Genomic DNA, 24,027 nt, shown 5'->3' with positions numbered 1-24,027 from the left:
GAGTTCAGACCTTCCGCTCCGACGGCAGCGCTCGAAGCTTATTTCTGCAGGGCATGGCCCGGAAAGCGGAAAATGCCGCTTAAACAGTGGTTTCGCGCTCATTGTCGCAGAAATGGATACTGTGCACGACGCTGGGATAAACTGCACAGCCACGAGCAAGTAGCCACGCTGTCACAAACGCGGACGGTGCCGCGAGCGGTCCGGCGGGGCTTGTAAGGATCTTCCCATGGGCTGTTAGGAGAGGTTCGCTATATCGCCGCTCGCCAGCAGAAAGCTCCAAGGCGGGCCGGCGGCGAAATGGGCGGCGGAAAGCCTCGGCGCCTCGTTGGTCCGCAGCCATCCCGTCTCGCGGGCTTCCTTCGGCGTCATCCCGAACTCGCGCCGGAAGGTTCGGCTGTATGTCGATGGGTCCATGAAGCCCCATTCCTCGGCAATCAGCGAGATGGAGCGCCTGTCCTTGTCATCGGAAAGGATGTCCCTGGTGCGCAGCAGGCGCTGGCGCCGGATGTAGTTGGAAATGCCGCCGCTTGGCTCGAAAATTCGATAGAGCCGGGACCGCGAGATATTCAGATCGCGGCACAACTTTTCCGGCGATAGATCGCGCTTGGCAAGCTGCGCGGCAATGAGCTTCTTGGCGCGCGCCATGATCACGCCGTTGATCGGTCCTTCGGCTTCGACGAGGTGATCACGCGATGGCGCAAGGCAGGCGGCGAGCAATGTGGTCGTCGCGACCGCGATATGTTCGGCATCGCGCGCCATTCTGTTGGGAAGCGAGCGATGGAGAAGCTGAAGGTAATCCACGATCAGCGCTGCCATCTCGGGGCGAATGGCGAGGTCAAAGGGCTGCGAGAACGCGAAATCGCGGGGAAGCAGCAGCGCAAGCGCGCCGTCATCCTCGCCTTCCGCCTCGTAGGGCGCGGCAAGGCAATGCCAGTGAAGTTGGCCGGGGACACCCGGGCCGCCATTGTCTGGAACCGTCAGCGGGACGCTAAGGATCCAATGATCGAAAACGGGATCCTTCTTGTTGGTCCACCGGCGGCGATAACCGGTGCCCCGGTAATCCAGGGACATCAGCGCAAGGCTTCCGAGCTGCCAGACCTGCTGATGCGCATTGAAGGAATTGAACTTTTCACGCAGCAGCGTGACATCGCCGAGGTTGGCATTCCAGGATCGGTAGAGATCAAACTGTTCGGCGGGCGGCGCGGCGGATGTGTCGATGTCGACGACGCATGTGAGGCGAGCTTGGCCCTCGTCCTTGCCGGCGATGTTGTTGTCCTGTTGCATGATCCATCCTGCTGTTGAGCATCTATGTCTGACAGAAGGTTGGCTGCCCGGAGGGGAGGATGTCGCGCGCGCTTACATGCACGGTGTGGCGGATCGCCGATGTGCTTGCGGCTTTCATAAGCATTACTCCTTGTTCGATGGCGATCACGAAGCGTCGGCTCATCAGCAACAAGGCGCTGGCCGAGAGGAACGGGAAAGCACGTTGGTCGAACTTAGAAAGCAGAGTTGAGGCAGGACATTAGTGGTTGCAATTGCGTGTCGATATCACGCAACTCTATTCATATGTTCGGGTTTGAATATATGCATTCCATCCCAATCCTGTGCAGAGTGTCCATTTTCGACCTACCAAGCGGAATGAACGAAATCTCGCCAAAATCCTCAGTTGCTCATCGACATGCCAAGAGAGTTGCTGATGAGTAGTGTATTCAATGTGGGGTTGCTGTCGCCTGCCGGATCCATCTTGAGCGAGCCCGGATGCAGCATTCCCTGCCAGCCCAGCGCCCGCACTTCCTTCGGCGACAGGCCGAATTCGCGCTTGAACATGCGGCTGTAGGTCGATGGATCGGTAAAGCCCATATTCTCCGCAATCTGGGCGATCGAGTGCACATTGGCGCTATCGGCCAGCGCACGGCGCGTCTCAAGCAGGCGTTTTCGGCGGATATAGTTGGAGATTCCGCCCGCCGGTTCGAAAATCCGGTAGAGGCGCGAGCGCGATACGCCGACATTCTTGCACAGATACTCCGGGCTCAGGCCCGGGTCAGCAAGCTTGGCATCGATCTCCCTGATGGCGCGGGTCGTTATCACTGCATCGATGGGCGCCTGTGCCTGCGCCAGCTTGTCGTGAGACGGCGCGAGCACGGCTGCGAGCATGTGTATGGTCGCTTCGGCGACCCTCGCAACGTTGCTTCGGCGCAGGTGAGTGAGATTGTGATGCAGCAGGATCAGATAGTCGGCGAGGAATTGGGCGTCTTCGTCCGCGATCTCGGGGTCGAGGCAGGCGTCAACCGTGTCGTACGGCAAAAAGAGCGCGATCAACCGCCCCTCGCTTTCGCAGGCATGCGGCGCCGTAAGGTTCGTTATGCCAAGCTTTCGCCGGGAGGTGAGATCGACGATGCTCGATGCGCGGCTGTTTTTGACGCTGACGACCCAATTGTCGACGGCCGGCTTTTTCTTGTGCTCCCAACGCAGGAGATGGTCGGGAGACGCATCGATGACGGCAAAGGCGATATCGCCGAGCTGCCAGATTTTCTCCGTCGCCTCAAAGGTAATGGTTTCGCCGCTCTTCAGGCCGACATCGAGGATGGACGAATGCCAGTTTCGGAAAAGTTCGAACCGTTCCGGCGCGCGAGCGCCAGCGGTATCACATTCGATTGCGCATCTCAGTGGTTCGTCCGCGAAAGCCGCGGCGGATGTCGACCCCAATTCTACCCGTGCATTCATGATGTCGCTCCTTGAACACAAGACTAAGCAAGCATGAAGTGACCAGTATCGACGCAGGCGGTGGTGCACTCGGAGGGAAGCTGATTTGCACCATGACGGCAATGTTGACTGTGTGCAGAAGGTAAACCTAAAGCGAAGATCACTAATACAATTCTTGCTATGTAAAAGGAAGACGCAAAGCGCGTCCATTTTCCCGGTTAACGTGTTTCCGGATGTGGGGGAGCTGGGATCTGGCTGCCCCGCCGTGAAAGGTCCGCTGTGTTAAAGGGTGTTCTTGTGCAACCGCCCATCCTTCATGATCGCTAGGAAATTCTTTTGCGGGTTTTCGACCAGGGCCAGGTCTTCCATCGGATTGCCATCGACCACCACCAGGTCCGCCAGAGCGCCTTTCTCGATGACGCCGAGCTTGCCTGGATAAGGGTTGCGCATGTTGGAGAGTTCGAGCAGTTGGGCGTTGCCTGATGTCGCCATCTGCAGCACCTCGGCGTTCTTGTACCAGTTGCTCAGATGGGTCAGCATGATGTTCTGCCGTGGTCCGAGTTCCGGAGAAAAGAGCACGTCCGATCCCCAGGCGGTCTTGATGCCGTGCTTGCGCGCATATTGGTAGAGCGTCGGGGTTCCGAGGAAGATCTGCTTGGCGCGTTCGACGCCCGGTCCGCTTTGAGAGGCTGCGTCCGCCATCGTCAGGAAGGGCTGGGTGCTCAGCCAGACACCCTTTTCGGCGATCATGATCGCGGTTTCTTCGTCGATCAGATGAGCGTGCTCGATGCAGGTCACGCCCGCGCGCAAGGCGCGTTGAACGGCGCGGGTGGTGTAGGCGTGGAGGGCGACATAGGTGTTCCAGTCCGCAGCAACGCTGGCCGCGGCGCGCAGTTCGTCCTCGCTGAAGGTGATCATATCAAGCGGGCTGCGCGGCGATGAAACGCCGCCGCCGCCGACGATCTTCACCTGTGATGCGCCCTGCAGAAGCTGCTCGCGTACCCGAAGCTGCAATTCGGCTACACCGTCGACGATCGCAGCGCCTCCAAAGAGTTCGCCGCTGCTCAGCCTGTTTCCGTCCCTCGGAATCTCGGTGGGAAGGCGCAGGTCGCCATGCCCGCCTGAGGTGGTGATCATGGCGCCGGACGGATAGATCCGCGGCCCGGGAATAAGGCCGGCGTCGATCGCTTGCTTGAAGGAAAAGACCGGGCCGCCGAGATCGCGGACTGTCGTGAAGCCGCGCATCAGCGTGCGCTCCGCTTCGGCGGTCGAGGCGGCGAAGACGATGCCAGGGTCCCCCCCGAGGAGCAGGTTGAGCGGTACCGCCGCGAAAATCGTGTGCCAGTGCGCGTCGATCAGGCCCGGCATGATGACGCCGTTGCGGCAGTCCAGAACCGTTGCGCCGTCGGGCGGCGGCGCATGGGAGCGATCGACATCGGCGATCTGGTTGTCGCTGATCAGCACCTGTACGTTGTCGACAACCGTGCCGGCCTTGCTGTCGAAAAGACGGGCGTTTCTCAAGAGGGTCGTGCTCGGCTTGGCCGTCGCCTGCGCGAGACTCTGCGCGGGCAGGGCACCGACCAAGGCGGTCGCGGCCAGGCCTGATAGGAGATCACGTCGTGAGAAGGCTTCGAGCCGCCGTGAGGCCCGTTGCAGGTCCGGATGCGAGCAGGCGCAGCCCGCATCGTGAATAAGGTGGCGATACTTCTCTCCCATCCGCAGCATAGGTTTTCCTCCCTAGTTTCTTTGCGTTGCGGCCGATCTGCGTGGCCACGACTTGATCTGTAGTGACGCCCTTGAGGGCGCAGAAAACACGATTGCATCGCTCTCGACCTAGAAAGACCAGATGAGTGGAACGATGAAGACGGCAACGACGAAGAACCAGGCGAGCAGTGGCAAGCCGAGTTTCCAATACTCACCGAAAGTGTAGCCGCCGGGACCCATGACCAAGGCGTTCGCCGGCGCTGCTATCGGCGTCAGGAAGGCTGCCGATGCCGCGACGGCGATGCTCATCATCACAGGACGTGGGGAAATGCCCATGCCGGCTGCTGCCGCAACCCCAATCGGGATCGCGATCAAGGCGGTCGCCATGTTGCTGATGAATTGTCCGAGCACCGCGGTCAGCAGAAACAGGCCGGCGAGAAGCATCGTCGGGCTGCTCTGCCCGACGATATAGAGCAGGTGATCGGCGGCCAGCTGCGCGGCGCCGGTTTCCGTCATCGCGGTGCCGAGGGGTTTCATCGCCGCGACGAGCACCACCGTCGACCAGCCGATCGCATTATAGGACTGCTCCGCTGTCAGGATTCCCGACAGAAGGATCGCTCCTGCTGCCAGCAAGCCTGCCACCGCTGGCGGTACGAGGCCGGTCGCGAGAAGGAGGATCATCGCAGCCGAGATCGCGGCGGTCCACTTTGCGTCGCCGCCCATTGGCGCGGCTTGCCGGCGAACCAGATCCGGGGAGCCGACGGTCAGTACATCCGGGTCGCTGAGCCGCGTGTCCAGCGCCTTCCAGGTTCCCTGCAGCAGCATCGTATCGCCGGCGCCGAGCACGACCGCGCCGGTTTGGTTGTTCGCGTCGACATCACCTACCGGCTCCCCTGCCTTCTGGACGGCGAGGACGATCAGGTCACCGCTCTCGGTCACCATGCCAGGAAAGACGTTCTGCCCTATCAGGCCCGATCGCGGTGGGATCGCCACCTCCGCCAGTCCCGATTTGTGCGTGAAGAGGATGTCGGCGGCGCCTCCTGTCTGCTCGCGAAAGGCCAGGTGCGTCTCCGCCGCGAACTTCGCGACGACATCGGCATCGCCACGCAGGAGAACATGATCGCCTTCCGCGATGTGCGGCCTGCTGATCGGCCGGGCCGTGTCGCCCTCGTGCACTGCCACCAGCTGCATCCCCTGGTGATGCGTGATCTCGATTGTCGATGGCGTTTTGCCGACATACTGACAAGAGTTGCGAATACGCAGGCGGTGGATGTCATTGCCAAGCCCATATTGCTCGACCAGCGTCCGCGCGTGCCGGCTGAAATCCGCGGGGATGGCTGCGCCATTTCGTTGCGGCAAAAGGTGCTTACCAAGAAGGACGATGATCGCCATGCTGCCGAGGAGCAGCGGAAGTCCGACCAGCGCGAATTCGAAGAAGCCAAAGCCGGCAAAACCCGCATCGATGGCGGCGTCGGAGACAAGGACATTCACCGGGGTGCCGGTCAGCGCCAGCATGGAGCCCGCATGCGCTGCGAAAGCAAGCGGCATGAGAAGTTGCGAGGACATGCGACCAAGGCGCACCGCGATGACGATGACAACGGGCAGCAGCGCCACGACGGCGCCGGTCGTCCCGACAAACATTGCCAGGATCGCCACGAGGCTCATCATCAAAACGAGAAAGCGGGTGCGGCTCTTTTCGCCTGCTGCACGGATCAGGTGCTTGCCGATCCAGGCGGTCACGCCGGTAATTTCGAGCGCCGAGCTGACAACGAACAGCGTCGCGATGAAGATGACGACAGGATCGCCGAAGCCCGCAAGTGCCTGATCGAGACTGAGGACGCCCGAGGCCCACAGGGACAAGCACACCAGCATTGCTACGACCGCGACTGGCAGCCTGTCCCACACGAAGAGAACGATCGCTGTAGCGACGATGATCGCAACGAGGGCTACCGGACGCAATTCCACTATCCCTTTGAGAAGACCTGATCTTGAGGTGATTTCAAAGGCAATGATGGCCAATCAGAGCATGTGAAATCGTCCCACAGGATGAGCCGGGGGATACTAGATGTCATGAGCCGGGAGTCCCGAAGCTACGCTGTGCGTCCCGGAGTATTCCTAGCCTGGTCGATTTCGTGGCTGGAGCTATTGACCCCGTGCGAGGCCTAGAAGCAGGTGAGCATGATCGGGCTTGGAGAGCATTTTTGCTATGGTAATCGTGTGTATTGGCGAAAAGGTCTCGCATCGTCGCCCCGACGTGCCGAGATAACGATGCGCTGGCGGCGGCTGCTCATGGTTTTGGCTCTCAACGCATGCCTTGTGACATGCGCCGGCCCGCAGGCGGGGCTTTTAAACGTAACCCGCCCTGCAAAAGACGCCGATCACATCACGCTCATCGCGGCGACGACACGGGCACCGGTCGAGGATCCGGCGGTGCTCTACGGCGGTGAGCGGGGCGCATCCGTGTCTTACACCCGGATCGGGATTTCAGTTCCGCCAAACCGAAAGGCCGGCACGCTTGAGCTGCCGCGACGGTCTCCCGGCGATCCCGAACGCACCTTCGCCGCGACATCGATAACCCCGATCAAGCGTGAAGATGTCGCCGCCGCGTTTCGTGCTCCAGGCGCCCACAAACGGCGCGCCTTCGTCTTCGTGCACGGCTACAGCACGACCTTCGATCGCGCGGTTTTTCGCTTTGCGCAACTCGTGCACGATTCAGATGCGGATGCTGTCCCGATCCTCTTTTCATGGCCGTCGCGCGGACGGTTTCTCGATTACAAGCGCGACCTGGATAACGCATCCTACTCGCGATCGGATCTGGCGAATCTGCTTGAGGCAGCGATCGACAGCCAATCGATCAACGAGGTGGTGGTGCTCGCGCACTCCATGGGCGCATGGCTCACGGTCGAGGCGATCAGGCAGGTCGCTCTGCGGCGGGGCGGCGTGCCGAGCAAGGTCTCGAGCCTCATCCTCGCGTCCCCGGATCTGGATGTCGGCGTCTTTCGCCGGCAGGTGGAGGATATGGGGCCGAAGCGGCCCAAGATCACGATCTTCGTCGCGCGCAACGATTTGGCGCTGCGCTTGTCGCGGTTCATTGCGCGCGGAGATGCCCGTCTTGGCGGCATCGACCCTTCGCAGGAAGACTATCGCCAGGCCCTCTCGGATTTGCAGGGCGTCACGGTGCTGGATTTGAGCGCATTGAGTTCGGGCGATCGGGTCAATCACGCGCTATTCGCGACCAGCCCCGAGGCCGTTCGGCTGATAGGCGATCGGCTGGTGCAGGGGCAGCAAATCTCGGACGCTGATGTCGCAAGGCCCACGACGGCGGTCGATGCTATCGGCGCCGCCGCGACCTTTGCGGTTGCCGCGCCGATACTGATCTTCGACATGGCGACCAGCCAATGAGACGTCCAGACAGAAAATGGGACGACCGGCGCAATATTGGGATTCGCCGCGCATCATTATTGCCGCGGCAATTGCTAGCGTAGTCGCGGCGCGTGCGTAGGTATCGCCAACGGTCGACTTTTCATCGAAAGGGTGCGGACATGAGCGATCTGATTTTCATCGGGTTCCCAACGGAAGCAAAGGCCGAAGAGGTGCGACAGAAGGTGCTGTCGCTGCAGCAGGAATATCTTATCGAGCTGGAAGACGCCGTCGTCGTCGTGAAGAACGAGAAGGCGCAGATCAAGCTCAATCAGATGGTCAATCTCACTGCACGTGGTGCTGCCTCAGGCGCCCTATGGGGAACGGTGATCGGGGCGATTTTCCTGATGCCTCTGGTCGGCACGGCGCTGGGCGCTGCCTCCGGTGCGCTTGCGGGCCAACTCAGCGATGTCGGGATTAACGACGAATTCATGAAGAAGGCGGCGTCGGCCTTGCAGCCAGGCACGGCAGGGCTCTTCCTGCTCGTGCGCAAGATGACTGCTGATAAGGTGCTGGCTGATCTCAGGGGCATTGGCGGTGAGCTTCTGCAGACGTCCTTCGACGAGACCAGGGAAGCCGAATTGCGCGAAGCCCTGTCCGCCGCCCAAGCTGAAGCGGAGACGGCGCCAGTGGCGACCTCGTAACGCCTCCATGTATGGGAGGGTTCATCGATACCGGTATCTTGGACGGGGAGGCTCTGTTTGACCCCGATCCAGACGACCTGCTGCATCATCCTCGCGACGATCGTACTTTTTGCGTGGAACAGGCTGCCTGTCATCGCCGTCGCCTTCGCGGCGGCGCTTTCGTTGTGGGCTACAGGGCTGGTCACGCTGGATCAGGCATTGGCCGGCTTCGGCGATCGCGCCGTCCTCTTCGTCGCCAGCCTCTTCATCGTCAGTGCCGCACTTGAACGAACTGGCGTTACGGCGTGGTGCGGACAAGCGCTCATCTCGCTCGCTGGCCAGAACAACCGCAGCCGGCTTTTGTTTGTTCTGATGATCTCGGTTGGGTGCCTGACGTCGCTTCTGAGCGGCAGCGGGGCAGTGGCGGCTCTGATACCCGTCGCGGTGTTCGCGGCGGTCAGGTTAAACCAGTCGCCCGCGCAACTGTTGATGCCATTGGCCTTCTCCGCCCATGCCGGGGCGAACCTTTTGTTGACGGGCGCTCCCAAGAATTTTCTCGTCTCGGAGGCGCTTGAAGATGCCGGGCTTGATGGCTTCGGCTTCACCGAGTTCGCCCTCGTCGGCGTTCCGCTTCTCGCGGGAACTGTCTTCGTTGTTCTGCTGTTGGGCAAGTATCTGCTTCCCCAGCAGACGAATGCGCGGCTGCCCGCCGATTTTAGCGGTCACGCCCAGACGCTGGTCGAACATTATGGCCTTGAAGACGGGCTTTTCCGGCTCCGCGTTCGCCGGGACTCACCTCTCGTTGGGCTGCGCACTGACAAGATCGATCTGGGTGCCGCGAGCGACATACAGGTGATGGCCGTCCAGGCTAGCGCATCCGGCCTTCCGGTTCGGGACAGGGCCATGATTGCCGATGACTACCTGCTCGTACGCGGCGCCGCCCAGACCGTCGCCGAGGTTGCTACGCGGCTCCATCTTGCCGTTCGCGAGGATACACCTGTGGTCGGCGGCAGCACCGCATTCAATCGCAGGTCCGGCCTGGCCGAGGTGATGATCCCGCCGCGATCCAAGCTGATCGGGCAGTCGATGTTTCCGGGCCTTGCCACCGAGAGCGGCGATCTCGTCGTCCTGGCGGTGCATCGCGGCGGCGCGGAAATCGATTATGCCGCCCCTGAGCTCAAGGCCGGCGATACGATCCTGCTCGAAGGAAGCTGGGAAGCGCTCGATCTGCGCCTGGATGATCCCGATGTGCTCGTGGTCGATTCCCCTGACCTCGTTCGCCGCCACGCCGTGCCGATGGGGCCTGGCGCCAAGGTCGCGGTGGCGACGCTGATCGGGCTTGTCGTGATGCTTGCATCGAACATCGTCCCGCCCGCCGTCGCGGGCATTTTGTGCGCCTGCGTGCTTGTTGCTTCCGGCGCGATCACCGTCGAGCAATCCTATCGCGCCGTTCATTGGACGACGGTCATCCTGATCGGCGCGATGATGCCGATTTCAACGGCGATGATACAGTCAGGCACGGCGAAGTTCGTCGCCGACGAACTGGTCTCAGCGCTCGGCTCGGCCGGACCGAGCGCTCTGGTCGCGGGCCTCTTCGTGCTCACCGCCGTGTTGGGGCAGGTCATGAGCAATACGGCGACGACGATGCTGGTCATTCCGATCGCAATGGCTACGGCCGCCGCCATGCATATCCAGCCGCACCCGGTGCTGATGAGCCTGTGCATCGCCGGATCGGCATCCTTCATGACGCCGATCGCGACAACAACAAACATGATGGTGATGGGCGCGGGCGGCTATCGGTTCGGCGACTACTGGAAACTCGGTACGCCCCTGATGGCGTGGTTTTTCATCGTGGCAGTCTTCTTGGTCCCGCGGATATGGCCGTTCAACTAGGTGTCGGCGGGACGCCGGCCGGCCGCGAGCGGTTCATCATCACGCAGATTAGAGACGTCAGGCATGCTTTTGGGACAAGCAACCGATTGCCCGGCCAATGATATTTGTGAGGATGGTCGCTCGAAGGCAATCGGAGGGGACGTCGACTGGATGAATAGCCGAGCGGTTATCACTCTCCTAGCGATCCTTTCTGCGATAGCGGTCTTGTGCGTTCTCCGGATGGCTGCCAGCGTCTTCGCTCCCGTTGCCGGCGCGCTTTTCATCATCGGTCTCGTCTGGCCGCTTCAGCAGAGCCTGCAGCGCGTTCTTCCAAAGCTGTTGGCGCTTGCGGTGGTGGTCGCCGTGATCGTCTGCGTCTTCGTCGCGCTCGCGTCGATATCTGCCTGGGGTTTCGGCCGCATCGGCCGCTCCGTCGTCGGCGATGCCGCTCGCTTCCAGCTGCTCTATGGCGATCTCGTCCAATGGCTCGATGGGCACGGCATCGTCATCGCCGGCGTCTGGGCGGACTATTTCAACTTCAGTTCGCTGCTCCGCGTACTGCAAGGCGCGACCGCCCGCTTGAACACGATGATCTCCTTCTGGATCGTCGTGGTCGTTTATGTGCTCCTGGGGCTGCTCGATACGGAGGCCGTCGCCCGCAATATTCGAAAGGCTCTGAGCGAAGAGAAGGCCGACGCAATCATCGGCGGCGCGCTGCAGACGGCAGCCAAGCTGCGGCGCTACATGGCGGTACGGACCGTCATGAGCCTTGCCACCGGCACGCTCGTCTGGGTGCTTTCCGCGCTCTTCGGCCTGCGCTTCGCCGCCGAATGGGGCGTCATCGCCTTTACACTGAATTACATCCCATTCATGGGACCCTTCGTGGCGACATTGCTGCCGAGCGCGTACGCCCTGGCGCAATTCGGCTCGCCGGAGGCCGCGATCCTTATCTTCGCTGGGCTCAACATCATACAGTTTGTCATCGGAAGTTATATCGAGCCGCGCGTTGCGGGTTACGCGCTTGCGATGTCACCGTTCCTGGTGCTGTTTTCGGTCTTTTCCTGGTCGTTCGTCTGGGGCGTGTTTGGCGCCTTCATCGGCGTCCCGATCACGATCGCGATCCTCACCTTCTGCGCACGCTTTTCGTCGACACGCTGGGTAGCGGAAATCCTCGGCGCGCCCGGCGAACCTGATGGCATGCTCCGATGAAGCTCAGGCTGATGGACGCCTATCGGCGAAGCCTGGTCATGCGGATCACGCGGCCTGTCTGGGCGCTCAAGGCAATCTCGAAATCGCTGCTGCCGCGCCTTGCGTGGTAGATGAACGTCCGGCCCCTGCAATCGACGCGGCGCACGTTGCGGAAACCGCGGTTCTGAAGGAGTTGCTGCCCTTGCCGGCAGCTGATCGCGCGACCGAAGTTGAGATCGGAACCAACGTGAATGTTGACAGTCACGGCGTAGGCAGGCGTTGGCGGCGAAGCGGTCACCGCCATCAAGGAAGCCAATGCAAACGCAGTCCATATGTTCAGGCGCATCTTGCCTCTCCATCAATGAAAAGCTCCGCGAGATATTTGCCGCGTTGACGTCTTGTCAATGAGCGGCCACGGCCCGCCCCCACATTAGGGACGCGGCGCCCATCCCTTGGACGAATCTACGCAGAAGCAATGTGTTTTTGCTTGGCTTCGCGGCCACGCGTCCGCGGTGTTGGCATGGGAGATTCATATGACCGCGAAGAGCGATCCTTTGCACGTCGGCTTTGATCGGCCCGCCGTTGATCGAGAGATTTCTGTGCGACGGCAGCCTCGTCCAGTCGGCAGATGCGCGATCGTCCGTTACGCGTTTGCGGGCTGGATCGAGGCGTTGTCTCTCGCGGTGGAAGAGGATCACGCAGAGCTCAGACCTGAGGAATTGGCGCCCATTGCGCGCTCCTCAGGCTTTCGCCGTCACCGCTCTGGTCGGAGGCCTCAGCAGGATGATGAGAAGCAATCCGGCGACGATGAGTGCCGCCCCTTCGAGATGATAGCGTTGCAACTGTTCGCCGAGGATGAGGTACGCGAGCACGGCGATGAAGATCGTCTGGATGTAAAGCAGCACGCCCGCCCGCGCCGCGCCCAGGGCTTCAATGCTGCGATTGAAGAGATAATACATGATTGCGCCGCCGGGGATCGCGACATAGCCGAGCGCGATAAGGCCGCTGGCATTCAGGGTCGAGCGTTCGTCAGAGGCGAGCTCATACAGGTAGAAGGGCAGCGCCGTCAGCGCGGCGGCGCCCAGCAGCAGCACCAGTAGCGCAAGGCTGTTCACATCGAATTTCGCCCGGCGAAGCAGGACCGTGTAGAGGCTGAAACAGAAGGCGCCGGCGACGATCCACAATTCCCCAGGATTGAAGTCGAGACGCAGGAGTGCAGCCGGGCTGCCCTTGACGATGATGACCACGATGCCTGCAAAGGCGAGGATCGATCCGATCACCTGCCAGCGCCCCATCGGCTCGGCCAGAATGAAACGGGCAAGGATCATGGTGATGATCGGGATCAGGGCGATGATGATGCCGGCTGTCGTGGCGTCGGCATGTTCGAGGCCGACGAAAATAAGGCCTTGGCAGATCGCAAGGCCGATGCCGCCGATGATGAGCAGTTCGAGACCGCGCGCCCGCAGGAGCGCGATCATGGCGCTGAAATGCCGGTAGACGATCGGCATCAGGATCGCCCAGGCGATCAACACGCGCCAGAAGCACAGCGCCCAGGGCGGCATCTCCGGAGAGACCCATTTGGCGGCGATATAGACGCCTGATGATAGCAGCCAGCAGAAGATACCCACGGAATAGGCGGCCGAAAGAGAACCGCCCGCCCCCTTTTCCGTCCCGACCGTGTCGCGATGGACTGCCAAGACATGTATCGCCATGGGGCAACTATGCCACAATTCCCCCGTGCTGCACAGATGAAGGAAATGCTTGCTTGGGTGGTTGTCTAAGAACCTAAAGCCCCGCGCGGTTCGTCACCGCGCGGGGCCCAGGCAATCGGCATTATCAGCCTGCGGCGACCATCCGACGGCGGCTGGCGACGCCAACCAGGGTGGCGCCAAGCAGGGCCGCTATGCCGGCGAATGTAAAGACGCCCGCAGCACCCTGGACATCGACGATCAACCCACCAAGCACGGCGCCGCTCGAAATCGCGACCTGAAACGTCGTCAGCATGAGGGCTCCTGCACTCTCGGCCTCGTCGGCGGCAGCCTCGGTGATGAAGCTCTGCACGCTGACCGGCAATGCGCCGAAGGCAAAGCCCCAAAGGGCTGTGGCGACCGCAGCCAGCGCTGGCGCCTCGCCGGCGAAGGCAAGCAGGAAGGCGGTGACGGCAATGCCTGAGGCAGCAAGCGTTATGGCAAGCGTCGTGTTGCGCTCGGCGATCAGGCCGCCGACGATATTGCCGATGAAACCGCCGATGCCGAAGGCGAGAAGGATGCCGGAAATCGCCTCGACGCCGAAATGCGGTACCGTTTCAAGAAACGGGCGGATGAAGGTGAAGCCTGCGAAATGACCGGCGACGACGAAGAGAATGGTGACGAGGCCAAGGCGGATGGCCGGACGGCGCAAGACTTGGGCCATCGTGCCGAGGCCGCCCGAACTTGTCGGCGGCATGGCTGGAAGCGTCAACGCCTGGACGAGAAATGCGACGACGCCAAGCGCGGAGGCGATCCAGAAAGCCGCGCGCCAGCCGAACGCCTCGCCGACCCAGGCGCCGACAGGTGCGGCACAGACGGTTGCCGCCGACACGCCGGTCATGACGATCGCCATGGCGCGCGGCATCAGCCGCTCCGGCACCAGGCGCATGGCAAGTGCCAGCGACATCGCCCAAAAGCCGCCAAGCCCGACGCCGAGCAGCGCGCGCGACAGGAGCAGGGTCACCAGCCCGTTTGCCGTGGCGGCGATCAGGCTCGAGATGATGAGCAGGCTTGTGAGCGCCAGCAGCGTGTAACGGCGATCGAAACGGGCCGTGCCGAGCACAACGCCCGGTCCCGCCAGCGCGCCGACCACGGCTGTCGCCGTCACCGATTGCCCGGCCGCGCCGAGGCTGACGCCAAGGTCATGCGACATCGGTGTCAGAAGGCTCGCGGGTAGAAATTCCGCCGTCACGAGCCCAAATACACCAAGCGACAGCGAAACAACGCCTGCCCATGCGGCAGGTGTCTCGCCCTTCACGGCTGGATGGTTGATCTCCGAGTGAATGTTCATATGCATCTCCGTCATTTCTGCGGCGACGCTACGCTTAAGTATCTGGCGTTTCCATGCTGGAAAAGCTATAAAGCATAACAATTCGTCCAAACCTGTCGGAGGCCATGATGACCGATCCGTTGACCGAGATGCTGCGCGGGCTGCGGCTCGATGGCGTCGAATATGGTCGCTGCCAGCCGTCCGCGCCTTGGGCCACGGCTTATCCCGCGCAGGCGGAAGCAAGATTTCACTTCCTGGCGGCGGGCAGCGCCTATCTGCAGGCACCCGATGGCGAGTGGATGGAGATGCGCCCCGGCGACGCCGTGCTCTTACCGCGCGGCGACGCGCATGTGATCGCGAGCGAGCCGGGCATTTCGCCGACGCCGGTCGACTGCCTGCCGCGCAAGCCGCTCTGCGATGGCATCGTCGACCTGCAATGTCCATGCACCGACAGCAACAACCTCATCTTTTTCGCGGTGATGCGCTTCAACGTCGACAAGCGCCATCCGCTCCTCAACCTGATGCCCGATGTGATGCGCACCGGCGATCTCGCCAAGAGCGAGCCGACGATCCCGCCACTGCTCGACGCCATGATGCGCGAGGTCGAGATGAACCGCGTGGGCGCAGGGGGCATCCTATCGCGCCTTGCCGACGTGCTGACGGCGACGATCATCCGGACATGGGTGGAGCATGGCTGCGGCGACGCAAGCGGCTGGCTTGCCGCCGTGCGCAACCCGGAAGTCGGGCGCGTGCTCGCCGCCATCCACCTCGACCCCGCGCACGCCTGGAGCGTGAACGAACTGGCGCGCCACATGGGCGCCTCGCGCTCCGGCTTCGCCCAGCGCTTCGTCAGCGTCGTCGGCGAGACGCCGGCGCGTTACGTGGCGCGAATGCGCATGCACCAGGCCCATGAATGGCTGCGCGAGGGGCAGCGCGTGGCAACCGTCGCCGAACGGCTCGGCTACGATTCTGAGGCGTCCTTCAGTCGCGCGTTCAAGCGCGTGATCGGTGCTTCCCCGAGCCATTTTCGCGAGAAGCGGAAAGATTATGGCGCCGCCATTCGGTGACGATACCTGTAGAAGACGCCCCGCATCCGAAAATCTACTGCATCGTGCCGATAACGGTGGCGGAAAAGATCGCCGATGCGCTTAAGGCAAGCGGGCGTTAGTCAGTTTGGTGCTGCCGGCTCAACTGTCATTGATCCGACCTCGCGGCGATCGAATCCATAACGGCTGCTTCGAGGCCTGCCCCTCATGCCAAATTTGTACTGATCGGTACAATAAAAACCGATAGGTACAAATTCATGCAGGAGATTGCCGTGTCTAGTCTGATCCCCCCCTTCACACTCGAAACCGCCACCCAAAAAGTCCGTATGGCGGAAGACGGATGGAATAGCCGTAATCCCGAAAAAGGTGTCGCTCGTCTATACCCCCGACAGCCAATGGCGAAACCGCGCTGAGTTCGTCAACGGCCGGGCTGGGATCGTGGCTTTCCTCACCCGTAGATGGGCAAGGGAGCCGGACTACAGGTTGATCAAGGAGATCTGGGCACATGACGGCGATCGGATCGCCGTGCGGTTTGCTTACGAGTGGCATGACGACAGCGGCAGCTGGTTTCGGTCGTATGGAAACGAAAACTGGGAGTTCAATACGGAGGGATTGATGCAACGTCGATTTGCCTGCATCAACGATATGCCGCTTCGCGAGACGTAGCGGAAATTTCACTGGGCTCTCGGCCGCCGCCCCGACGATCATCCAGGTCTCTCCGATCTCAGCCTCTAAGGTCAAAATCCCAGTTCTGATTGAGTTCCGACCTTAATCCTCAGGAAGAAAGTTCGATCTGTTGAAGACACTATATGAGCGTGCGGATGTGGTGCCGTTGCTTGCGGAAATTTTCCGTGAGCTTGGTTATGAAGGAGCCACGCTCACACGCATCACAGCGCGCACCGGCATTGGCAAGGGCAGCCTCTATCATTTCTTTCCGGGCGGGAAGGAGGAGATGGCGGCAGCGGTATTGGAGGAGGTCGACGGCTGGTTCGAACGTGAGGTCTACGCGCCGCTGCGCGAGGACGATGCCACGGCCGCGATCACCGCCATGTGGCGCAATACAGAGGCCTATTTCCACTCGGGAGGCCGGGTGTGCCTTGTCGGCGCCTTCGCGCTGGACGAGACAAGGTCGCGCTATGCCGGCGCGATTGCCGCCCACTTCGTTCGCTGGATCGACGCTCTGGCGGGCGCGCTTGTGCGAGCTGGCGCAGGACGCGTCGAGGCCGTCATGATGGCGGAAGAGGTGGTCTCGAGAATACAGGGCGCGTTGGTACTGTCACGCGCACTCGACGACAAAGGTGTATTCAAACGCCTCCTCGACAATGCGCGGCGTCATGTTGAAGCATCCGTATCGCAAGCGGCGGCTTCGCGAGCCTGACCATGTCAAACGAGAAGCGGGGCGTTTGTTTCGCCTGAGTTTTTACAGGCCCAGCGCTCGCCGCTTCGGCCGCCTTGTCGCCGCGCCGTCAACCATCTGTTCGTCATGTGATCCTGTGCCGGAAGCTTCACATCCTCGCCGCTGTTGGCAGTTGCAACCCTTGCTGTCGCACAGGTTCAGGCAGCAGAGCCGTCAAGAATGTCGTGCTGGTTCACGGTGCCTACGCCGACGGATCCGGCTGGCGCGGTGTTGCGGAGATTCTTGATCGGGACGGTTACAAGGTTACCGTAGTGCAAGAGCCCGAGACTTCGCTCAGCGATGATGTGGCGACGACGACGCGGGCTATCAGCCAGGCTGATGGTCGCGTTGTGCTTGTCGGCCACAGCTATGGCGGCATTGTCATAACGCAGGCTGGAAGCGCTCCGCAGGCCAAGGGGCTGGTAAAAAGTGGTCAGCGGGGTCGTTGACCATGTCAGCGACGAGATGCCGCTGTTTTCTCTGAATCAGGCTCTCTTGTGTCTCGCGGTGCCGCGGGGCAATCTCGTGGATTGTTGACCTTGGCTGGTTAAAAGGGTGCGGGACTTCGGCAAGTCGTGTCGTCGACACGAGCTTTAACTAATAACCTATGACGGCACCTGGTCGTCGAGGGCCATTGCGATGGCCACATCGCAATGGATCAGGGTCGTGTCAAACACGGGTACGGACACATTCTCCTGGTTAAGAAGCATGCCGACTTCCGTGCAGCCGAGGATCAGGCAATCAGCGCCTCGATCGACGAGACGTTGGGCGATGGCGACATAGGCCTCTTCGCTCTGCTTGGTAACAACATCGCAGCAAAGCTCTTCGTAGATGATCCGGTGCGTTTCGCTTCGATCGCGCGTTTCCGGTATGATCGCCGTAACACCGGCCGCAACCAGCCTGTCGGTGTAGAAGGACTGCTCCATTGTGAATGCGGTCGCCATCAGTCCCGGGCTGCGCAGTCCCTCCAGCTTGATGCGTGATGCGGTGGCTTCGGCGATATGCAGCAAGGGGATCGACACGCCGTGCATCATTTGCTCGGCCAGCTTGTGCATGGTGTTGGTCGCCAGGACAATGAAATCCGCGTTGGCGCGCTCAAGGGTCTTCGCTTCTGTGTTCAAAATCTCGCCGGCTTCTTCCCATTTCCCACCGATCTGCAGGGCCTCGATCCGTGCGAAATCCAGGGAGCGTATGACCAATTCCGGAGAGTGCAGGCCTCCCAGGATTTGTCGGGTTCGATTGCAGAGTTCCCGATAATAGATCTGCGTTGAAGCGGCGGACATACCGCCGAGAATTCCGATTGTCTTCATGTCTGCCGCCGTTCTGTTTCGCCTTCGTACTAGCCGTGAAGGAACGCAAATTCAACAGTCAGCTGTTTCCGACTGACGGTAGCCCTACTAGAAGGTAGATATTGCATGAGCAACTTATAGACGACTTCGGTCGACATTCACGCTTCTGCGCGCAACCTCATCATGAGCGGCGGCTACAATGGTTTCAGCTATGCTGATATCGCTGAAGTCGTGGGAATCCGCAAGACAAGCATCCATCACCATTTTCCCACCTTGCCGGAATGGCATGGTGCAAGCATCCCGCTCTACATCGTCTATCCGCCGAACCGGCATCTCGGTCACAAGGTGAGAGTATTTGTCGATTGGCTCGTGAATCTGTTGGCGACGGCGAAATTGAACGAATTTTATGATCATCAAGTGTTCTCAACAAAGCCTGATTGCGTCGGACCGTCGGAATGAGGCGCAGTCGTACTCGCCTTCAGCGATACTGCGCCCCTCGTGAGGCATTGAAGCAACGGCGCTGAAATGCTGGCGATCGGATCCCAGCTTTCGTGACGCTCAGATGTGCGGAGCAGATGGTCTTTTCGAGGCGGACAGGTTGAGTATCGAAACCAGCAGCGCCAAGGCGCTGACGGCAGGCAGCCGACCGTAGACCGTCAACAACGTGTCTGCGACCGACATGCCGAGCAATGCGCATACGAGAAGAAGCTCAAGGCAGATGACCAGCTTTTTCTGTCAAGCATGTCGCCCAGCGGCGCCAGGAACAGGAGACCCATCCCTACGCCCACTTGGGTCAAGACCGGAAGGTTTCCGATCTGCGCATCCGTTGCTCCCAGCGTATCGCTGATCTTGGACAGGATCGGTTGGCAGTAATAGACGTTCGCGATTGTGATAGCCGTTGTTACCGCCATGGCGAAGACGCGCCATCTTAGCGGATCTGCTTTCGCATTCATGATTTGTTTGTCCTGGGGGGAGATTAAGAAGGTGACGTTTCCGAGAAGGGGAAACGGCGGCAGTGCCGCCATTTCCAATCGGAAAGTTTAGCGATCGAGGCTCGCCATCAGAACGTATTTGACTTCGACATATTCCTCGATGCCGTAGTAACTGCCTTCGCGGCCAAAGCCGGAATGCTTGACACCGCCAAACGGGACCGAGGCAGTTCCCACGGATGGCGAGTTCAGGATGACCATGCCCGCATCAATGTCGCGCGACAGCCGAAACGCGCGCGCAAGGTCTTTGGTGTAGGCATATGCAACAAGTCCATACTCGGAATTGTTGGCACGCTTGACGACCTCGTCCTCGCTGTCAAACCGGTAGATCGGAAAAACCGGTCCAAAAATTTCGGTTCGAGCGACTTTCATGTCGTCCGTGACGTCAGCGAGAATAGTCGGTTCATAGAACAAACCGCCGTTGGCGTGAGGCTTGCCGCCGAGAACGGCACGCGCACCCGCCGCCTTGGCCTCTTCGACGAGGCCGGCAACTTTGTCGAAGCCGATCTTGTTGACCAACGGGCCGACAACGAAATCGTCTTGAAGGCCCTGATCGACTCGAATTTTGGCCACACGTTCCGCAACAGCGGCAACGAACTTATTATAAATGCTACTGTGGACGTAAATTCGGTTCGGCGAGATACAGACCTGCCCGGAGTTGCGCAGCTTCGCGGACACAATGCCGGCGACTGCGTCGTCGAAGTGAGCGTCGTCGAAGACAATGAATGGCGCATTGCCACCCAGCTCGAGCGTCATCTTTTTCAGGTTTTTTCCGCTTGCCTCCGCAAGCAGCTTGCCGACGGCCGTGGAGCCGGTGAAGGAGATCTTTCGGATGCGATCGTCACCGGTGAATAGCGGCCCGATTTCCCGAGGATCGCCTGTCACCATTTCGAAGACGCCTTCGGGAATGCCGGCCTTTCGAGCATATTCGAGCAGCTTGTAGGCCGTGAGCGGCGTCTCCTCCGAAGGCTTGATGATCATCGTGCAGCCCGCGGCAAGCGCGGTTGCGATCTTGCGCGCGATCATCATGAAGGGAAAGTTCCATGGGGTGATCGACGCTGTCGGGCCGGCCGGTTCCTTGAAGACCAGCACCGCTGCGTTGTTCGCATGCGATGGGATGGTGTCGCCGTAGACCCGCTTGGCCTCTTCGGCATACCATTCGATAAAGCCCAGGCCATAATCGATCTCGCCCATGGCTTCCGAAAGGCATTTTCCGTTTTCTCTCACCATGATTTCGGCGAAGATGCGCTTGTCGTCGCGCACCAGTTCAAACCAGCGGCGAAGAAGATCGCCCCGTTCTTTTGCGAGTTTGCGGGACCAGGCAGGAAAGGCATCACACGTGCGGTCGATCGCCGCCTTGACCTCTTTGGCGGAAAAATGAGGGACTTCGCCGACGAGGCTGCCATCCGCAGGATTATATACCTTTATCATCATGCTCTCTCTTTCTGGGGGTACCCGAAGTATCGGCAAACAGTCCGTTGACTTCTGCCGGGGTTTGGCAGCCGAGCCTTAGTGCCAGCTCGACAGATTGGGCCGGCGTTATTCGCGATGAAATCGCATCCCGACGTGATGCAGGACGCCGTCGATGAATTCGCCGTCTGCGGTGAAACCGGTATCGTCCCAATATTCGATATGGTTCCCGGTCATTGCATAGTGCCCTTGGTATGCGCTCCGCTTGTTGCCGCGTGCTTCGTCGTAGCGACCGTTCGGCAGCAACTCCTGACGTATGTAGCCATCCTCGGTGACCCACATGCCGACGAAGGAATGCAGGGCGTTATCGTCTGTTGTGCGCATATCCGCTCCTTTCTATTGACCGAGATATGCGCTACGCGATAAGAAATATCCAATATATCGAAAGTATTTTGTGATATCTTTTACGTATCAATTGAGAGAGGTCAGATGGAGCTGAGGCACCTGCGCTATTTCATTGCGGTCGCGGAAGAGGGCAATTTCCGCCGTGCCGCGGAGAGGGTGGGAATTGCTCAGCCTCCGCTCAGCAGTCAGATCAAGGATCTCGAGGAGGAGATTGGGGTGCCGCTGTTCCACAGGCTCCCAAGGGGGGCTTCGCTCACGGAGGCAGGCGAGGCATTCTTGGCGGAGGTCTATGTAACCCTTGGACAGCTCGACTATGCGAGGAAGATGGCTTTGCGTGGCGCGGCCGGTGAGTTCGGACGGCTGCGGGTCGGTTTTACCGGCTCGGCCGCGTTCAATGAGGCAGTCCCGAAGATCATAAGATCGTTTCGGCGTGCCTATCCGAAGGTCGAAATCACGCTTGCCGAGCTCAACACGTTGCAGCTGCTCGAGCAATTGAGGCATCGATCGATCGATGCCGTGTTCATCCGGCCAGGCCCGACGGCGCCCGAAGGGCTGACGGTGACCTACCTCGCCGAGGATGCCATGATGGTCGTGCTCCCCTCCGGCCACCGTCTCGCGTTCGAATATGCGATCCCGCTTAGTGCTCTGAAAAATGAACCTCTGGTCTTGCACTCCCGTAGTCTTGGGCCTGATCTTTATGACGAGGTCATCGATGCCTGCCGGCGGGCCGGCTTCGAGCCGGTGATTGGACAGGTCTCCCCTCAGATCACTTCGATTGCGAACCTGGTGGCAGTCGAACTTGGTGTTTCCATCGTTCCAGCTCCCTTGTCCAACATCAACGTGCCAGGCGTGGTTTTCCTGCCGATCATAGGCGATGCGCCGCGAGCTCGGCTTGCACTGGCGACCCATCCTGATGATCATTCCGTCGTTACGCGTAACTTTCGCGAGCAGCTGAAGGGCGTTGCCAGGGGCCAAGCCAGCTCCCGCGGAAATGCATGATGAAGTTGTACGCTCCCGGATGCAGCGGCGCGTGAAGCGGTCCTTGTTCCGGCGGATTCTACAACCTAACCGGCGTGACCCTTCGCACGAAGGACTTCAAGGGACGCCGCGGCCACACGCGCGCTTGCGATCAAAGCATCTCTCGACATCTCGTCTCGAGCCCGCATCGACAGTCCGTGAACTATCGCGGCCACGAAACGCGCCCAGACTTCGCAATGGAGATCGGCTTTGGCGTGTCCATCCTCTACACCTCGCTGAAGGCGGGCGCGTACCTGTTCAATACTCTGTGTCCGAAGCTGCTTGCCGAACTCACTTACAGGTTCTCCTCTATCGCCAGATGGAGCTGTCGTGATCATGCATCCCGGTTGTAGTCGCTGCTGGAAAAAACAAGCGCCGCGTCGTGGATAAGCCGAGCCACTGCCGACACCGCGTCCTTCTTCTCCGCCATGGCCTTCGCGCCGAACCCTCCGACCGTCGTCCGATAGAGCTCCATGGCCTCGAGGTAGAGGGCGTCCTTTGAGCCAAAGGCCGCATATAGGCTCTGCGCCGATCGCGGGAAGCCATCTGAAACTGGCATTCGATCTCGACGCAGTCGTCGCTGCCCCGGCTATCGTCTGGCGCCGGAGTTTCCTTCCGAGCGGCCTCGAAGATTGCTGCTCAGTCCTGAAGTGATTGCATGCCAATGCCGCCGAACTGAAGATCGATCCAAACGGCATCGCTGTAATGGGTGATAGCGGAGGCGGTGGCCTTGCCGCCGCGCTCGCGCTTCTCGCGCGTGATCGCAAAGAAATACCGCTATGCGCTCAGATCCTTCTCTATCCCTCGCTCGATATGAGAACTGGCACCGAGGAAGCACCCTTTGACGATCCGCTGACCGGTGACTTCGTGGTCAATCGTCCTTTGACTGCTTTTTCATGGAATGCGGTAAACGGTTCTCTCAGTCGCGACAGCGATCAGGTAGGGTATCTTTCGCCCGCGCTGGCAAAGGACTTGCATGGCTTGCCGCCAGCCATCGTTGCGACCGGCGCTACGCGCGTGCCGTGCACGGCTTCAACATGTTGGCTAGCGCGCTATCAATCCAGACACGAACGAACCTCATCGCCAGCATCATACAGGTTCTGAAGTCACAGGCCCCGGCGTATTGAGACCGGTGCAATGCATTGCGACCGCCTGCCGTAAGCGACCCGGATGGGCCCAAGAAACGGGCTTATCCAGCCTGGCGCCGACATGTCTTCATCCTCCCTGCCATCGTCTCGTGTGTCCGCTTCGATGTTGCACGATTTCGAAACCTCGAAGGACTCATTCCATGAGCACGCCTCACCTTGTTGCTCCGGCTTACCGCGATGCCGCGACAGTCATTCCGATCTTCGACTAAGACACGCAGACGCTGGAGGAAATCCGCGGTCACCTGCTCAAAGCCTGTGAACGCGCGTACGGCGCTTCTGATAGCGTTGATTTTGAGGTAGAATTCATCGAGCGCGATGGTGAGGAGGCGGTTCGAGCGCTTCTCTTTCGAACCGCCGGCGATGAGGTGCGCGGCGCCATCCTGCACGTGCATGGCGGCGGCTGGGTCGCAGGTTCAGCATACATGTTTGCTCCCTTCTGCGCCGAACTTGCCAATCGGCACAATGTCGTCGTTCTATCTGTCGACTATCGTCGCGCGCCTGAAGTCGGTGGTCACGTCGCTCTCGATGAAAGCGTGGCCGCTCTTGGTTGGCTTCATCGCGAGGCGGCAAACCTGGGCTTTGAATCAAGATTCATCGCCGTTGTGGGCTATAGCGCCGGTGGTAGCCTTTCGGCGGGCGTCGCGTTGCGAGCGCGAGATGCTTCTCTCCCATTGATGGCTCAGTTTCTGATTTATCCCGCGCTAGGCTACGCCGCCGATGACGGCGCAGCTTCCGACCCCGGTTCGTCTGAAACCGTTTCGCATGAGCCGTTTTTAAACTAGACCTGCAAGACGAGAAA

The 24,027-nt window shown here is 60.5% G+C and carries 22 protein-coding genes and 3 pseudogenes; 13 read left to right on the top strand and 12 right to left on the bottom strand.

Translation table 11 applies throughout. The annotated features are described in order from the left end of the window. Window positions 1-234 precede the first annotated feature (234 nt). The 4 genes from ACVTFQ_RS23655 to ACVTFQ_RS23640 form a co-directional block, all read right to left on the bottom strand. The gene (locus ACVTFQ_RS23655; protein WP_113176985.1) at window positions 235-1,284 is read right to left on the bottom strand and encodes a helix-turn-helix domain-containing protein; all 1,050 of its coding nucleotides are present in this window, start codon (window positions 1,282-1,284) and stop codon (window positions 235-237) included. Between the two features lie 378 nt (window positions 1,285-1,662). Further along, a complete protein-coding gene (locus tag ACVTFQ_RS23650; RefSeq protein ID WP_470424026.1) occupies window positions 1,663-2,724 on the bottom strand; it encodes a helix-turn-helix domain-containing protein in 1,062 nt (353 codons plus the stop codon). Window positions 2,725-2,985: 261 nt separating this feature from the next. Continuing rightward, window positions 2,986-4,428, bottom strand: a complete 1,443-nt coding sequence (locus ACVTFQ_RS23645) for an amidohydrolase family protein (protein WP_113176983.1) — start codon at window positions 4,426-4,428, stop codon at window positions 2,986-2,988. Window positions 4,429-4,536: 108 nt separating this feature from the next. Further along, window positions 4,537-6,366 (bottom strand): SLC13 family permease, encoded by a 1,830-nt coding sequence (locus ACVTFQ_RS23640; RefSeq protein ID WP_113176982.1) that lies wholly within the window; start codon window positions 6,364-6,366, stop codon window positions 4,537-4,539. Between the two features lie 219 nt (window positions 6,367-6,585). Here ACVTFQ_RS23640 and ACVTFQ_RS23635 point away from each other — a divergent pair, with 219 nt between their 5' ends. The 4 genes from ACVTFQ_RS23635 (at window position 6,586) to ACVTFQ_RS23620 (ending at window position 11,531) form a co-directional block, all read left to right on the top strand. After that, window positions 6,586-7,809 carry an alpha/beta hydrolase gene (locus ACVTFQ_RS23635; protein WP_470424025.1) on the top strand — a complete coding sequence of 408 codons (1,224 nt, stop codon included), beginning with the start codon at window positions 6,586-6,588 and terminating at the stop codon, window positions 7,807-7,809. Window positions 7,810-7,949: 140 nt separating this feature from the next. Then, complete coding sequence (locus tag ACVTFQ_RS23630) at window positions 7,950-8,471, top strand: DUF1269 domain-containing protein (RefSeq protein WP_113176980.1); 522 nt, start codon at window positions 7,950-7,952, stop codon at window positions 8,469-8,471. A gap of 57 nt (window positions 8,472-8,528) precedes the next feature. Then, on the top strand, window positions 8,529-10,343 hold the full coding sequence (locus ACVTFQ_RS23625) for an SLC13 family permease (RefSeq protein ID WP_113176979.1): 1,815 nt from the start codon (window positions 8,529-8,531) through the stop codon (window positions 10,341-10,343). Between the two features lie 150 nt (window positions 10,344-10,493). Beyond that, window positions 10,494-11,531, top strand: coding sequence for an AI-2E family transporter (locus ACVTFQ_RS23620; protein ID WP_113176978.1), 1,038 nt, complete (start codon window positions 10,494-10,496; stop codon window positions 11,529-11,531). 19 nt (window positions 11,532-11,550) lie between these two features. Here the strand turns inward: ACVTFQ_RS23620 and ACVTFQ_RS23615 are convergent, their stop codons facing one another. The 3 genes from ACVTFQ_RS23615 to ACVTFQ_RS23605 form a co-directional block, all read right to left on the bottom strand. Continuing rightward, entirely contained in the window at window positions 11,551-11,856 is a 306-nt protein-coding gene (locus tag ACVTFQ_RS23615; protein ID WP_113176977.1) for a hypothetical protein, read from the bottom strand. Window positions 11,857-12,250: 394 nt separating this feature from the next. Beyond that, entirely contained in the window at window positions 12,251-13,222 is a 972-nt protein-coding gene (locus ACVTFQ_RS23610; RefSeq protein WP_113176976.1) for a DMT family transporter, read from the bottom strand. A 124-nt stretch (window positions 13,223-13,346) separates the two neighbouring features. Then, window positions 13,347-14,549, bottom strand: a complete 1,203-nt coding sequence (locus ACVTFQ_RS23605) for an MFS transporter (RefSeq protein ID WP_113177057.1) — start codon at window positions 14,547-14,549, stop codon at window positions 13,347-13,349. Between the two features lie 107 nt (window positions 14,550-14,656). On the opposite strand from ACVTFQ_RS23605, the gene ACVTFQ_RS23600 reads away from it, so the two are divergent. The 4 genes and pseudogenes from ACVTFQ_RS23600 to ACVTFQ_RS23585 all read left to right on the top strand — a co-directional run bounded on the left by ACVTFQ_RS23600 (window position 14,657) and on the right by ACVTFQ_RS23585 (window position 17,419). Beyond that, complete coding sequence (locus ACVTFQ_RS23600) at window positions 14,657-15,595, top strand: AraC family transcriptional regulator (RefSeq protein WP_113176975.1); 939 nt, start codon at window positions 14,657-14,659, stop codon at window positions 15,593-15,595. A gap of 236 nt (window positions 15,596-15,831) precedes the next feature. Next, window positions 15,832-16,240: pseudogene (locus ACVTFQ_RS23595) on the top strand (DUF1348 family protein). Window positions 16,241-16,370: 130 nt separating this feature from the next. Then, a complete protein-coding gene (locus ACVTFQ_RS23590) occupies window positions 16,371-16,952 on the top strand; it encodes a TetR/AcrR family transcriptional regulator (protein ID WP_112435526.1) in 582 nt (193 codons plus the stop codon). A 203-nt stretch (window positions 16,953-17,155) separates the two neighbouring features. Further along, window positions 17,156-17,419 carry an esterase/lipase family protein gene (locus ACVTFQ_RS23585; protein WP_470424024.1) on the top strand — a complete coding sequence of 88 codons (264 nt, stop codon included), beginning with the start codon at window positions 17,156-17,158 and terminating at the stop codon, window positions 17,417-17,419. Between the two features lie 156 nt (window positions 17,420-17,575). Here ACVTFQ_RS23585 and ACVTFQ_RS23580 read toward each other — a convergent pair whose 3' ends face one another. Next, the gene (locus tag ACVTFQ_RS23580; RefSeq protein ID WP_113176974.1) at window positions 17,576-18,280 is read right to left on the bottom strand and encodes an aspartate/glutamate racemase family protein; all 705 of its coding nucleotides are present in this window, start codon (window positions 18,278-18,280) and stop codon (window positions 17,576-17,578) included. A 135-nt stretch (window positions 18,281-18,415) separates the two neighbouring features. Here ACVTFQ_RS23580 and ACVTFQ_RS23575 point away from each other — a divergent pair. Further along, window positions 18,416-18,532, top strand: a pseudogene (locus ACVTFQ_RS23575) (TetR/AcrR family transcriptional regulator); the annotation flags it as partial. Next, window positions 18,533-18,718 (top strand): annotated as a pseudogene (locus tag ACVTFQ_RS23570) (hypothetical protein); the annotation flags it as partial. Window positions 18,719-18,915: 197 nt separating this feature from the next. Here the strand turns inward: ACVTFQ_RS23570 and ACVTFQ_RS23565 are convergent. The 3 genes from ACVTFQ_RS23565 to ACVTFQ_RS23555 all read right to left on the bottom strand — a co-directional run bounded on the left by ACVTFQ_RS23565 (window position 18,916) and on the right by ACVTFQ_RS23555 (window position 21,042). Then, window positions 18,916-19,284, bottom strand: coding sequence for a hypothetical protein (locus tag ACVTFQ_RS23565; RefSeq protein WP_112949283.1), 369 nt, complete (start codon window positions 19,282-19,284; stop codon window positions 18,916-18,918). Window positions 19,285-19,299: 15 nt separating this feature from the next. Beyond that, window positions 19,300-20,718 carry an NAD-dependent succinate-semialdehyde dehydrogenase gene (locus ACVTFQ_RS23560; RefSeq protein WP_413392659.1) on the bottom strand — a complete coding sequence of 473 codons (1,419 nt, stop codon included), beginning with the start codon at window positions 20,716-20,718 and terminating at the stop codon, window positions 19,300-19,302. A 69-nt stretch (window positions 20,719-20,787) separates the two neighbouring features. After that, window positions 20,788-21,042 carry an Atu4866 domain-containing protein gene (locus ACVTFQ_RS23555; protein WP_112435523.1) on the bottom strand — a complete coding sequence of 85 codons (255 nt, stop codon included), beginning with the start codon at window positions 21,040-21,042 and terminating at the stop codon, window positions 20,788-20,790. Window positions 21,043-21,147: 105 nt separating this feature from the next. On the opposite strand from ACVTFQ_RS23555, the gene ACVTFQ_RS23550 reads away from it, so the two are divergent. Continuing rightward, entirely contained in the window at window positions 21,148-22,062 is a 915-nt protein-coding gene (locus ACVTFQ_RS23550) for a LysR family transcriptional regulator (RefSeq protein ID WP_113176973.1), read from the top strand. Window positions 22,063-22,414: 352 nt separating this feature from the next. Here the strand turns inward: ACVTFQ_RS23550 and ACVTFQ_RS23545 are convergent, their stop codons facing one another. Next, window positions 22,415-22,639 (bottom strand): hypothetical protein, encoded by a 225-nt coding sequence (locus ACVTFQ_RS23545; RefSeq protein ID WP_112435521.1) that lies wholly within the window; start codon window positions 22,637-22,639, stop codon window positions 22,415-22,417. A gap of 95 nt (window positions 22,640-22,734) precedes the next feature. Here ACVTFQ_RS23545 and ACVTFQ_RS23540 point away from each other — a divergent pair, with 95 nt between their 5' ends. Beyond that, a complete protein-coding gene (locus tag ACVTFQ_RS23540; RefSeq protein ID WP_112435520.1) occupies window positions 22,735-23,184 on the top strand; it encodes an alpha/beta hydrolase fold domain-containing protein in 450 nt (149 codons plus the stop codon). Window positions 23,185-23,593: 409 nt separating this feature from the next. Continuing rightward, window positions 23,594-24,010, top strand: a complete 417-nt coding sequence (locus ACVTFQ_RS23535; RefSeq protein ID WP_162741250.1) for an alpha/beta hydrolase fold domain-containing protein — start codon at window positions 23,594-23,596, stop codon at window positions 24,008-24,010. Window positions 24,011-24,027: the final 17 nt, after the last annotated feature.

The organism is Rhizobium sp. O111, from assembly GCF_055616315.1.
Note: the sequence above shows the minus strand (reverse complement) of the source record. Positions and strands in the feature narration are given on the sequence as shown.